Below are 11,903 nucleotides of genomic sequence, written 5' to 3'. Positions count from 1 at the left end.
TTTCCCCAACCCAAACAAAAAAGCGTGAAAAACACAGTCTGCACTGCCCATTCACGCCAACCATTCAAATATATTTCAAAATATCACTCGGCCTCTCCAAAATGACATTCGCGTCCTCAAAACCATCCGTCTTCTTCGCACCCCACAATGCCAGTCCGAAATCAGCACCCGCCGCATGAGCGCACGCCATATCATATGTAGCATCACCAACATAGAGCGTCGTCGCAGGATCCGCGCCTAGCAAAGCCATACACCGTAAAAGCGGATCAGGATGCGGCTTATGATTCTCCGTATCGCTCGCACAAACAATCGCATCAAAATGTCTCGCCAAACCAAACGGATAAAATCCCGTCTCCATCTCGCCCGCATTTTTTGAAGTCACAACACCAATTCCGTCCAACCTCGCCAAAACCTCCACGATTCCGTCGAAAATCTCAACCTCCTCATTCAGCTTAGCCTCCATCGCAAACCAGTCCGCCATCACCGCGTCCCGATCCGCCACATCCAGTTGCGCCAACGCCTTCTCGCCCGTAATCCCAAGCGCAAAACGCAAATCATCCTGTTCATAATGTAAACCCACATTCCCCAACGCCACGCGTAGCGCATGCAAAACCACACGTTCCGTATCCAAAAGCGTCCCATCTATATCAAAAATAACCGTTTTATACAATCAAATTCCGCCCCTCTCGCGCATCACTCACTCCACAAAATGATGCTGGTGATGCGTCGTATACTGTCGTCTCTTCTCATATTTAAAACGTTGTACTTCCGGCTTCACACCATATCGCGCCGTCCGTAATTCCCGTGCAAACGCAGCCAAATCACCATCCACAGCCTCATCCAATTCAAAACTCATACCCCCACACGAAAACGTCACGTAAAGCCGTCCATTCTCCGGAACAACCACAATATCCGTCAACTTCGCCATCGGAAACGTCTGCCGCTTTTTCAAGCCCAAGCTATAATTTCGATCAAAAACAAGATAATCCCGTTCCAAATAAAACTCCCCGTACTGAAACTCCATCCCAAAATTCGCCGTCACCTTACACATACCTTCCACACGCATCCCAATCGCCTCCTTTAATCTCTACACTAAAGATAAACGATGAAATGCGTTTCAGGTCAAGCCCTTATATCGAATTTCGCATAATAATTTTATGCTGAACCAGTTTCTTCTCCACTTTTCCACTCAAAAATAGCTCCACAGCTACGCGTCCAATCTCCCGCAAATTCTTATCCAATGTCGAAATATCCAACACATCCGCAATCGGCAAATTCTCCTCGCCCAAAATCGCGATATCCCGTGGCACGTTCAGCTCCTGGTGCGTCACATAATAATGCATCCCAGCCGCGACCTCATCCCCATTCGCGTACATCGCCGTCGGAGGTTTCGCCAAAGCTAAAAATGCCTCCGCCGCCCGTTTCCCGTCCGCCACATCATAGCAATCCTGCAAAATAAGCGCCTCATCCAGCTCCCCGAAAACCGCCTCATACGCCATTATTTTCAACTTCGTGCTATTGCTCCACTGCTCCTCACGCCCGACCGTAAACCCCACACGCCCGTGTCCAGCATCCTTCAAAATCTGAAATCCGTCCATGTACGCCTGGAACTGATCCACATACGCACAAGAAATCAGTGGATCGTTAATATACTCACACGCCACAATCGGCCCATAATTCGCATACGGCCCAATCGTCTCCCAATCATTCGCCCGCGACGCAATAATCAGCCCATCAATCCGCTTTGTTTTCAGCATCCGCAAATAACGCTCCTCCTCCGCCCGGTCATACCCCGTCGGACAAATCACCACCGAATAACACTTCGCAAAAGCCGCCTCCAGCACACCATTCATCACCTTATCAAACCACGGATGATCATTATACGGCAACACAAAACCAATCGTATTCGTCCGCCCCCGACTAAGATCCACCGCATTCCGATTCGGACTATAATCCAGCTCCGCCATCACCTCTTGAACACGCTTACGTTTCTCCTCCGTCACATACGGATGTTCATTCAAAACCCGCGAAACCGTCGTCACCGAAACCCCCGCCAGTTTTGCAATATCCTTAATATTCGACAAGCCACGCACCTCCGTTTTCATCTACACCATCATCATACCGATAATATAAGCACATCTCAAGTCCCAAAAGTGTCATTTAGATTAAGCGACGCATTATAAAATTGGAATTTGGATATTATGCCACGTATGCACATCACATTGGCCATGACTATTATCGCCAATAGCTAGTACTCTTCCGTCTTTTTTCAAGCCGAGCGTATGTCCACAACCAGCGGCAATCGCTACCATATCGCGCCAACTAGTAACCTCACATTGACCAAACCGATTGTCGCCAGTAGCTACTACAACACCGTCCTCCTGAATCGCAACAGTGTGCTTACTACCAGCAGCTATCGCCACGATGTTATGCCAGTCAGCCACATCACATTGTTTATCTATGTTTTTCCCAATAGCAACGACGGTACCATCTGCTTGCAGGCCAACCGTGTGAAGATATCCCGCATCAATAGCAATGATATTTTTCCAATCACTAACCGCACACTGTTTATAGCGATTATTACCAATAGCCACCACAGAACCAGTTTTAACAAGCCCGACAGTATGCCAATCGCCAGCAGCAATAGCAATGATATTCTGCCAATTAGACGTATTACATTCGCCCTCATTATTTCGCCCAACAGCAATTACACTACCGTCACATTTTAAGCCAATTGTCCGACACCACCCTGCCGCCACTGCTGAAATCCCATGCCAGTCATTAACATCACATTGTCCATGTTTATCCCAACCAGCCGCAATAACGCCACCATCCGACTTTAATCCTACAGTATGAGCATTACCAGTATTAGCCGCCCTATGCACACTCCCCGCTGCGACATCCACGATATGATGCCACATTTCAAGCGCACATTGGCCACATTTGTTATCACCAATCGCAATAACAGTCCCATCCGATTGCAAACCCACAGTATGCCGGCTCCCACCAACTAAAGTTCCCATTTTAACCATTCCTTCCAGCTGTCTATACTAAAAAAGGCGTCTCTGGGACATCGCCCTGAAACGCAATCTTTATTATTTTTCATCTTCCTACTCTGTCATCTTATCTTGTTCTATCTCGACTCGTATCGTGACAACCCGTGAATCCTTAATCTCCGTCACGATAAAAGTTAAATTCTCATATTCCAAAACGACCTCTTCACCATCATCTGGAATCGTTTTAAGCTGCGTCAGGACAAAGCCCGCAATCGTATCTATCCCCTTATCAGGAAGTTCCACGTGAAACATTTCATTGAAGTCATCAATCGGCATCCGGCCCTCCACGATAAACGTGTGCTCATCCAACTTCTTCACCTCGTCAGATAACGCATCGAACTCATCATCAATCTCGCCAACAATCTCCTCCAATAAATCCTCCACTGTCACGATACCCGCAACGCCGCCATACTCATCCATCAAGATTGCCATTTGATTATGTGATTTTTGCATTGCTTTCAACAAATCATCGACAAAAATCGTCTCCGGCACAAAGAAAGCCTCTTTTACTAACTTTTTCACGTCGATATTATCAAAACCTTGTTTCCTCGCCGCCAAAAATACATCTTTCATATGCAGAATACCATACACCGAATCCATATCGTCCAAATAAACCGGAATACGCGAATAATTACGCTCCAAAAGTTTATCTACCAACAAGCCCGAATCCTCATTCGCATCAATCATGAAGCTATCCGTCCGCGGCACCATGACTTCCTTCGCATAAATCGTGTCCATTTCAAAAACACCACGAAGCATATCGAGTTCCGCTTTTTCAATCGCACCATCACGCCTACCAGTCTCAATAATAAGTTGCATTTCCTCACGCGTCATTTTTTCCGTATTCTCATTCTTATCCATGCGCGTTATTTTCACGAGCACATTCGTTGAGAACGACAAAAATTTAACGAAAGGCGTTAAAACAGTACTGATAATCATAATTGGTCGTACTGAAAAACGAGATATCGCTTCCGCTTTTTGCAAAGCAAGCCGTTTCGGATAAAGTTCACCAAAAACAAGCGTGATATAAGATAAAATAATCGTCACAACGACTACAGCCATTTCATTCGCAAAAGCAGTCCCACCAAATCGCGTCCCTAGAACTGAGGCGATACTCGTCGCTGCCGCTGCACTGGAGAAGAATCCAGCAAGCGTGATACCAACTTGAATTGTAGCGATAAATCGACTCGGATCATCTATCATTTTCACAAGCAACTGGGCCTTCTTGTCCCCTTGCACCGCTTGCGACCTGACACGGTTTTTGTTAAGCGATACCAACGCCATTTCTGCCGAAGCAAAGAACGCATTTAGTAACGTCAACACCAAAATAAGAATTAATTGTACAATAATCTGCTGACTCTCGGGGTCAGGGTTCATCCAACCATCCACTCCTTTTCGTAGTGTAGAGCATACTCCATATAAATCGGCGACAAGCGTTCGCAATCGAACAGTTTGGCTCGATTTGTGTAAAGCGTAATCTTCATCCTACCCAAAAAAGGATAAAACAAGAACCTCGACTTCATTCGGAGTTTGTCCATACTTTTAAAATTTTACCATGACTTGCTAGGGTTCTGCAAGAAATCACAATTCTTTAAAAATACTGACAGCGTCGTCTTGAATCATCGTATATTGGAAAGGGAGTCGTAGCAACTCTTGGTTTACCGCGAAAACCGTGCTTCCTCTTTTGCGATAGTCAGTTAGGTTACAGAATGGGCTAACTTTGAAAGAGGTTCCTACAATGACTATCAAATCTGCTTTCGTAATCGCTGCTAACGCCCCATTTATTGCGTCTTCTGGCAAATTTTCTTCATATAGTACGACTTCTGGGCGAATGATACCGCCGCAGTTCTCGTGTTTATCTGATTCCAAATATTGCTCTGAACGCACCGTCATGCCACATTTCTGGCAATGGCACCGGTACAAACTGCCGTGAAATTCCACCACATTGCGCGATCCCGCTTTTTCATGCAGGCCATCGATATTTTGCGTCACAACCGTCACCTGTTTTCCCGCACGCCGCTCGATCTCCGCCATTTTTTCGTGAATTGCATTCGGCTCTGCGTCGGGATAGTACATATTATCTCGCACAAACGTATAAAATTTATCCGGCTCGTTTCGCAAACACGTCGCACTCAGCAAATACTCCGGGTTTTCCCGCCCCGTATAAAGTCCATTTTTCGAGCGATAATCTGGGATTCCCGAAGGCACCGAAACACCAGCTCCCGTCAAGAACACAATCCGTTCGCTACTCGCCAAACTCTCCGCAAGCGTTCCCATCACTCCACCTCCCCAGGATACAACCGGTCTTTCCAATTCCACCACTTCAAAAGCGCTGGCTCAGGATCTTCCGTCTCCACAAAATACACAGCACAACGAAACGTGTACAGCACACAACGATCGACCCGCTCCCCCTCAAATTCACACATCAACTCATACAAATGCAGTGGATTCTTCCCTTTCAAATCCGCCATTTTAGAAACACCAATATTATGTAGCGCCTCACTCAAACGCTTGCCAATTCCAGGTATTTGTAGTAATTCATCCTTCATCATAACCGCCTCCGTTCCTTGCCTCTATTCTACCACGCATGCTATACTAACTACCAAACATTTAAAGGAGCGTAACCAATGAAAACCAGCATCCAACTAAAAATGATTCAAACCATCGCAAAAGTAGGCAGGATAAACAAACTCTGGTACCTTCAAGGTTCTGCACTAGCGTCCACAATCACAAGGTCTACCGCAACCAAAGCAAATCATTGCCATCTCACCAGTTGTCGATCTCACACTCTCCAATCCTGACATAGCTGCCGTCGAGGAAAAAGACTACATCGTTGGGACACCCGCGCTAAAAGAAATCGGAGAATGGTATCGCAATACACATGCCTTGCAAAGCCCCATTGTCAGCCCACTTTTCGGTGATTTCACCCATATAGCACCACGTACCATTTTTAGTAGTACAGGCGATTTGACGAATCCCGATACTCACCTTTTCGCTGAGAAACACAAGGAAACCACTACTTACTACGAGTATCCAGACTATCCCCATATCTTCCCGCTGTATCCTATTCCAGAAGGCGAAGATGCCCGTCGCAAAATTATTTCTCAGCTAAAAACGAAAAACAAGCCATCCTAATCTACGGCTTGTTTCTCGTTTTTAATTCAATTTCTCAAGCGGTAACCAACCTCCATTACCATCCTCATCAATACACCAAGCCCAGCCGTTCAGCTCTCGGTTACTCTCCACTTTGTCGCCGGCCTTCACCGTTAACTCACTCGCCGAATAATCCTCTGTTAAGGTGCCAGATTTAGAATCTTCACTCGCACGCGATATAATCTGTTCAGGAACCAAGCCAGTTTTTCCAGACATTTTTGTCATGCAATAAGTCCAGCCAGGCCTGCCGTCATGCTCGCCAATCCACAAATCCTCGTTTTTATTCACAAATAGTGGACTCGCCTCTGATGCTTGGTGCGCTATTTTTACAATATACTGCCTATTCATTATTTCTGCGTCGCTTCCCAATCCGCCAAGAATTTCTCAATCCCCGAATCAGTCAGCGGATGCTTCAACATTTGCTCATATACTTTAAACGGTATCGTCGCAATGTCCGCCCCAGCACGCGCGCACTCAATCACGTGAATCGGATGACGTACGCTCGCCGAAATAATCTCCGTATCAATGCCATGCACCTCAAAAATTTCCGCAATGTCGCGAATCAAAATCAAGCCATCCGAACCAATATCATCCAAACGTCCCAAGAACGGCGAAACGTATGTAGCACCCGCTCGTGCCGCAAGTAAAGCCTGCGCTGCCGAGAAAACAAGCGTCACGTTTGTTTTAATACCTTCCTTATTCAGCACCGCGACCGCAGCCAAACCCTCACCCGTCATCGGAATCTTAACGACCATATTCGGATGGATTTTCGCAATCACGCGACCTTCTTCAATCATTTTTTCAGCTTCCAAACTCACGACTTCTCCGCTAATTGGTCCATCCACAATCGACGTAATTTCCTCGATGACCTGGTTAAAATCCCGACCTTCCTTCGCTATCAATGACGGGTTCGTTGTCACCCCAGCAATGAATCCCATTCGGTTCGCCTTACGGATTTCCTCTACATTTGCCGTATCAATAAAAAATTTCATGTTCATCCTCCTCATACGCGTTAAACGCTTTCATAACTTCCACACCATTGTATACCTTTTGCCACTAAATGTCTCACGAACTGTCTTTTCAAAAAAAACTAGGCACAACATTCACGTCATGCCTAGCATCCTTCTATAATCTATCTCTATCAATAATAAGTAATGGTTTCGGCCGATTGCGGAGAATTCCTGCCTCAATCAGGTTCATAACTGTGTGAGCCACATATTCACGCGACGTATTTGTATATCTTCCCAAGATCTCTTGCGTAAGTTGTCTTGGCAAAATTATTCCATAATCGGTCTCCGTTCCCAACTCAAGCCCAGTTTTCAGCAATACCTTACGAATTCGCTCTTCCTTCTTTAAAAAAGTAAGTTGGCAGAAAAATTGATACTCCTGTAGCTCTTCTGCCAAGCACTGCGCCATGAAAAATGTGCCTTCTTGTTCATGCTGATCCAAAATAGAAAACAAGAATGTGCTATCTACTTCCATAATTTCTCCATGTCCCAGACTTAGCAACAATTGGCTAGGTTCCCAATCATCATAATAGATATGGTGTAATCCAAAACAATCATGCTTCCCTAGAAAACGCGTAATACCACCTTTTGGCTTATCCTCCTGTATTACAACGCCATAAATACCACTCAAAATAAAGTATATTTTGAATTCTTCGTCTTGCTTATTCCGTAAAATATCGCCTTTTTTCGTACGGCTCACCGAACAATATTTATTGAAATCCGGATTTTCAAAACAGTACTCTATTAACTTCGTCACCGTAATACTTGATTTTCCTTCTTTTAGAAATAGCATAGGCTCTCCTTCTCACTTTCCAATGGATGTATCTTTGAATTATAACATATGATAACTAAAAATGACTACTATATTACCACTGATAAATTTATAATTTAGACACATATACAGTCTTAAATATGATTTTCAATAACAAAAAGTAAAATATTATGCCCTAAAATCACAAAAAAGGAAATTTAGTTCAAATTTTTAACAAAAAAATATCTATAAATAAAAGTTTTTATTATTACATTATAACTCGTTCATATTCCATTCACAAACTTGCTTTATATTAGAGTGGCAGGAGGGAAACCTCACAAAGATACCGTAACATCGAAAGGAATGGAGAAAACATGAAAAAGAAATCGAAATCATCCTATAGCTGGAAACAGTTTTTTCAACTACTCATCTCAACTAGGCCGTCAAAAGCAGTCATCATCGGCGGCTTTTTAGCAAGTTTAGTCACAACCGCGGCAGGACTCCTAATCCCGCTATTCACAAAAAACTTGATCGACGGTTTTTCTCCGTCCTCACTGAGCTGGCAATTGATTGTAACCATCGTCGCCGTCTTTATCCTCCAAGCCGTGACAAACGGTTTTGCAATTTTCTTACTTAACCTAATGGGGCAAAAAATGGTCGCTTCGATGCGTGAAAAACTATGGAAAAAAAACGCTCCATTTGCCAGTATCCTATTTTGATAATACCAAGTCTGGTGAAATGGTCAGCCGGATGATTAACGACACGGTGGTCATCAAAGAGCTTATTGCCGATAGCCTGCCGCAATTCGTAACCGGCGTCATCTCCGTTATCGGCGCCATCACCATCCTGTTTGTCATGGACTGGAAAATGACATTGCTACTCATCGTTGCCGTTCCAATTACAGCCGTTATTATCGCACCACTCGGCCAAAAAATGTTCAAAATATCCCGCGGTATGCAAAAAGAAACCGCCGACTTCACGGGCTCTATCAGCCAAACATTATCCGAAGTACGCCTTGTTAAATCGTCTAATGCAGAGGCAAAAGAAATCAACGATGGCACGTCTGGCATCACACGCTTATTAAGATTCGGTGTCCGCGAAGCCAAAGTAACAGCCGTTATCGGACCATTGATGCTCTTCGTCGTGATGGGCGTCATCGTCGGAATCATCGGCTACGGTGGTATCCGCGTCTCAGCCGGCACACTTTCCACCGGTACACTTATCGCATTCCTACTTTACTTGTTCCAAATCATCGTTCCCGTCACATCCTTCGTCACCTTCTTCACCCAACTCCAAAAATCAAAAGGTGCCACAGAACGCATCTCCGAAATCTTGGATCATGAGGAAGAAAATATTTATGACGGTGCCACAGTCGATGTTAGCGGCAAGAAAATTACTGCAAATAATCTCTTTTTCTCCTATAATGAAGAGGAGCCGATTTTGCAAGATATCTCGTTTGAAACAAGACCTGGCGAAGTTATCGCTTTCGCTGGACCAAGTGGTGGCGGTAAATCGACCTTATTCGCGATTCTTGAACGCTACTACAAAACAAGTTCTGGCGAAATCCTGATTGGCGGTCAGCCCTTGAACGAGATTTCGATTCATTCTTGGCGCAGTCAAATCGGCTATGTTTCTCAAGAAAGTGCGATGCTTTCCGGTACGATTCGTGACAATTTATGTTATGGTTTAGATAAAGAATTCAGCGACGACGATCTGTGGGCCGTTACAAAACTGGCCTACGCCGACACATTCATTGCAAAACTGCCCAACCAACTAGATACCGAAGTCGGCGAACGTGGCGTGAAACTTTCTGGCGGTCAGCGCCAACGTATCGCGATTGCTCGAGCTTTCCTTCGCGACCCAAAAATTCTGATGCTAGATGAAGCCACAGCAAGCCTTGATAGCCAATCAGAACGCATCGTGCAACAAGCCTTGGCGAACTTGATGGAAGGTCGGACAACATTCGTGATTGCCCATCGCCTATCCACTATTGTGAATGCGAATCAAATCCTATTTATCGAACACGGCGAAATTACTGGCCGCGGAACACATAGCGAACTCGTTGCCAGTCACCCACTGTACGCAACATTCGCAGAACAACAGTTGACTTAATTCAAAAGGTAGCGATATTTCCCGGGAAATATCGCTACCATTCGGAGGTGGAAACAATGAACCGCATTTTGATGGTAGATGACGATAGCAACATTCGTGAGCTCGTCACCATTTTTCTAGAAAAAGAAGGCTTCACCGTTTTCAATGCAGAAGACGGCGTTGACGCGCTTGCCGTTCTCGAAAAAACGACCGTTGACTTGGCGATAATCGATATTATGATGCCAAACATGGACGGTTGGGAACTATGTAGTGCCATCAAAAACTTTCAAGAAATACCCGTCATTTTTCTGACCGCACGTGGCGAAATAGAGCAGAAAATCAAAGGGTTCAGCCTCGGCGCCGATGATTACGTCGTCAAACCCTTTGCACCAGAAGAACTTGTAGCAAGAACCCGTGTCCTTCTGAAACGCTATCAAATCCTAGCAACCCAAGAAATCCGCATCGGCAACATCTCACTTAACGAAAAAGAGATGCTCGTCATGCTTCAAAATCGCGCCATCACGCTACCATTAAAAGAATTCCAACTCCTATTCCGTCTCGCCGGCTATCCCGATAAGACCTTTTCCAGAGAACAGCTCATCGAAGAAATCTGGGGCTACGATTACGAAGGCGACGAGCGCACGGTAGACGTCCATATCAAACGCCTCCGCGAAAAATTTCCAACCGACATATCCGGTTTTGCCATCCGCACCATTCGCGGCCTCGGCTATCGCTTGGAGGAAGCCTAAATGATGAAAAAACTTAAAGCAATTGGCAGTAGCCTCATGGTCGGCGTCTTTTTCATCCTATCTAATTTGGCATCCTACACCATTTTCACGTGGCTAAAAGGACAATATGACTTCAGCTGGCCGACCATTCTAGAACAAGCAACCATCGCAGCAGGCGGCATCATCATCATGGTTCTCATCGGCTTCATACTCAGCCGCTTCTTTTTCAGACACGAGAGACTCTATTTCAAAATTTTCCGCTCGGTCCTAGAAGAAATCGGGCGCGGCAACTTTCAAATCAGCGAACAATTACGCCCACTGCAACGCATGGATGATGGTAATATTCGCGACACCGTTCTCCAAGTCGAAAAAATGGCAGAACAACTCGGTGAAATGGAGACACTGCGACAAGACTTCATCGCCAATGTTTCCCACGAAATCCAATCACCACTCACATCGATTTCCGGCTTCACCAAACTACTCCAAGACAACAGCCTAAGCACCGAAAAACGCGCCCATTATCTAGAAATTATCCAAGCAGAAACGAGCAGACTCTCCAAAATCAGCGAGAACCTACTCAAATTGACCGCACTAGAAAAAAAATGACTACAAACTCAATCCCACCGAGTTCCGGCTAGACTACCAAATCCGCGATATGATCCTAACCGCCGAACCCCAGTGGCAAAACAAACAACTAGACGTCATCGTAGACCTCACACCAACCAAAATCTACGGCGACGAATCTCTACTCTACCAAGTTTGGCAAAACCTCTTTCATAACGCAATCAAATTCACCCCAGAAAATGGAACGATTCAAGTAACGCTCGCAAAAAACAAAGATGGCCAAACCGAAATCACCATCCAGGACAGCGGAATCGGCATTTCCCAAGAAGACCAATTACGCATTTTTGAACGATTTTACAAAGCTGACCTCTCGCGCCAAGCCAAAATCGGTGGTAGTGGACTTGGCCTCTCCATCGTGAAGCGAATTGCGGACCTACACGAAATGAAGATTGCAGTTGATAGCAGTGAAGGTAAAGGAACAAAAATAATAATCCAATTACCAAAACAGTAAAAACACCAGAATGCTGCTCGCATTCTGGTGTTTTTACTAATC

Annotated in this window: 14 protein-coding genes and 1 pseudogene; 5 read left to right on the top strand and 10 right to left on the bottom strand. The window is 45.1% G+C overall.

Going from position 1 to position 11,903, the window contains the following annotated elements:
- Positions 1-64 precede the first annotated feature (64 nt).
- From PCORN_RS07715 to PCORN_RS07685, 7 genes are all read right to left on the bottom strand, one after another.
- Positions 65-670 (bottom strand): HAD family hydrolase, encoded by a 606-nt coding sequence (locus PCORN_RS07715; protein WP_036079115.1) that lies wholly within the window; start codon positions 668-670, stop codon positions 65-67.
- Between the two features lie 27 nt (positions 671-697).
- Positions 698-1,066 (bottom strand): hypothetical protein, encoded by a 369-nt coding sequence (locus tag PCORN_RS07710; RefSeq protein ID WP_036079113.1) that lies wholly within the window; start codon positions 1,064-1,066, stop codon positions 698-700.
- A gap of 64 nt (positions 1,067-1,130) precedes the next feature.
- The gene (locus PCORN_RS07705) at positions 1,131-2,084 is read right to left on the bottom strand and encodes a LacI family DNA-binding transcriptional regulator (protein ID WP_036079194.1); all 954 of its coding nucleotides are present in this window, start codon (positions 2,082-2,084) and stop codon (positions 1,131-1,133) included.
- A gap of 93 nt (positions 2,085-2,177) precedes the next feature.
- Complete coding sequence (locus tag PCORN_RS07700) at positions 2,178-3,023, bottom strand: RCC1 domain-containing protein (RefSeq protein WP_241433117.1); 846 nt, start codon at positions 3,021-3,023, stop codon at positions 2,178-2,180.
- An 87-nt stretch (positions 3,024-3,110) separates the two neighbouring features.
- Positions 3,111-4,433 carry a hemolysin family protein gene (locus tag PCORN_RS07695; protein WP_036079107.1) on the bottom strand — a complete coding sequence of 441 codons (1,323 nt, stop codon included), beginning with the start codon at positions 4,431-4,433 and terminating at the stop codon, positions 3,111-3,113.
- Positions 4,434-4,637: 204 nt separating this feature from the next.
- Positions 4,638-5,333 carry an NAD-dependent protein deacylase gene (locus PCORN_RS07690; RefSeq protein ID WP_036079105.1) on the bottom strand — a complete coding sequence of 232 codons (696 nt, stop codon included), beginning with the start codon at positions 5,331-5,333 and terminating at the stop codon, positions 4,638-4,640.
- Positions 5,333-5,605 (bottom strand): helix-hairpin-helix domain-containing protein, encoded by a 273-nt coding sequence (locus tag PCORN_RS07685; protein WP_036079103.1) that lies wholly within the window; start codon positions 5,603-5,605, stop codon positions 5,333-5,335. Before PCORN_RS07685 ends, PCORN_RS07690 begins: the two co-directional genes overlap by 1 nt.
- 205 nt (positions 5,606-5,810) lie before the next feature.
- Between PCORN_RS07685 and PCORN_RS21270 the strand changes: the two genes are divergently transcribed.
- The gene (locus PCORN_RS21270; protein WP_077913825.1) at positions 5,811-6,191 is read left to right on the top strand and encodes an alpha/beta hydrolase fold domain-containing protein; all 381 of its coding nucleotides are present in this window, start codon (positions 5,811-5,813) and stop codon (positions 6,189-6,191) included.
- A 21-nt stretch (positions 6,192-6,212) separates the two neighbouring features.
- Here PCORN_RS21270 and PCORN_RS07675 read toward each other — a convergent pair whose 3' ends face one another.
- The 3 genes from PCORN_RS07675 to PCORN_RS07665 all read right to left on the bottom strand — a co-directional run bounded on the left by PCORN_RS07675 (position 6,213) and on the right by PCORN_RS07665 (position 8,009).
- Complete coding sequence (locus PCORN_RS07675) at positions 6,213-6,557, bottom strand: SH3 domain-containing protein (protein ID WP_036079098.1); 345 nt, start codon at positions 6,555-6,557, stop codon at positions 6,213-6,215.
- Complete coding sequence (gene fsa / locus PCORN_RS07670) at positions 6,557-7,201, bottom strand: fructose-6-phosphate aldolase (protein WP_036079096.1); 645 nt, start codon at positions 7,199-7,201, stop codon at positions 6,557-6,559. Before fsa ends, PCORN_RS07675 begins: the two co-directional genes overlap by 1 nt.
- 133 nt (positions 7,202-7,334) lie before the next feature.
- Positions 7,335-8,009 carry a Crp/Fnr family transcriptional regulator gene (locus PCORN_RS07665; protein ID WP_036079093.1) on the bottom strand — a complete coding sequence of 225 codons (675 nt, stop codon included), beginning with the start codon at positions 8,007-8,009 and terminating at the stop codon, positions 7,335-7,337.
- Between the two features lie 332 nt (positions 8,010-8,341).
- On the opposite strand from PCORN_RS07665, the pseudogene PCORN_RS07660 reads away from it, so the two are divergent.
- From PCORN_RS07660 to PCORN_RS18335, 4 genes and pseudogenes are all read left to right on the top strand, one after another.
- Positions 8,342-10,079: pseudogene (locus tag PCORN_RS07660) on the top strand (ABC transporter ATP-binding protein).
- 56 nt (positions 10,080-10,135) lie between these two features.
- Entirely contained in the window at positions 10,136-10,807 is a 672-nt protein-coding gene (locus PCORN_RS07655) for a response regulator transcription factor (RefSeq protein ID WP_036079091.1), read from the top strand.
- Positions 10,808-11,392: a sensor histidine kinase gene (locus PCORN_RS18340; RefSeq protein WP_051999325.1), complete on the top strand. Its 585-nt coding sequence runs from the start codon at positions 10,808-10,810 to the stop codon at positions 11,390-11,392.
- Between the two features lie 49 nt (positions 11,393-11,441).
- Entirely contained in the window at positions 11,442-11,861 is a 420-nt protein-coding gene (locus tag PCORN_RS18335) for a sensor histidine kinase (RefSeq protein ID WP_051999324.1), read from the top strand.
- Positions 11,862-11,903 lie beyond the last annotated feature (42 nt).

Origin of the sequence: Listeria cornellensis FSL F6-0969, from assembly GCF_000525855.1 — a bacterium.
Classification (GTDB): domain Bacteria; phylum Bacillota; class Bacilli; order Lactobacillales; family Listeriaceae; genus Listeria_A; species Listeria_A cornellensis.
This window is presented reverse-complemented; position numbering and strand designations above follow the sequence as displayed.

Bases quoted from the DNA above. Each gene is read 5' to 3' on its own strand.
- PCORN_RS07690 (WP_036079105.1), bottom strand. From the start codon at position 5,333: ATGGGAACGCTTGCGGAGAGTTTGGCGAGTAGCGAACGGATTGTGTTC.
- PCORN_RS18335 (WP_051999324.1), top strand. From the start codon at position 11,442: ATGATCCTAACCGCCGAACCCCAGTGGCAAAACAAACAACTAGACGTC.
- PCORN_RS07700 (WP_241433117.1), bottom strand. From the start codon at position 3,023: ATGGGAACTTTAGTTGGTGGGAGCCGGCATACTGTGGGTTTGCAATCG.
- PCORN_RS07675 (WP_036079098.1), bottom strand. From the start codon at position 6,557: ATGAATAGGCAGTATATTGTAAAAATAGCGCACCAAGCATCAGAGGCG.
- PCORN_RS07685 (WP_036079103.1), bottom strand. From the start codon at position 5,605: ATGAAGGATGAATTACTACAAATACCTGGAATTGGCAAGCGTTTGAGT.
- PCORN_RS07655 (WP_036079091.1), top strand. From the start codon at position 10,136: ATGAACCGCATTTTGATGGTAGATGACGATAGCAACATTCGTGAGCTC.
- PCORN_RS18340 (WP_051999325.1), top strand. From the start codon at position 10,808: ATGATGAAAAAACTTAAAGCAATTGGCAGTAGCCTCATGGTCGGCGTC.
- PCORN_RS07695 (WP_036079107.1), bottom strand. From the start codon at position 4,433: ATGAACCCTGACCCCGAGAGTCAGCAGATTATTGTACAATTAATTCTT.
- fsa (WP_036079096.1), bottom strand. From the start codon at position 7,201: ATGAAATTTTTTATTGATACGGCAAATGTAGAGGAAATCCGTAAGGCG.
- PCORN_RS07710 (WP_036079113.1), bottom strand. From the start codon at position 1,066: ATGCGTGTGGAAGGTATGTGTAAGGTGACGGCGAATTTTGGGATGGAG.
- PCORN_RS07665 (WP_036079093.1), bottom strand. From the start codon at position 8,009: ATGCTATTTCTAAAAGAAGGAAAATCAAGTATTACGGTGACGAAGTTA.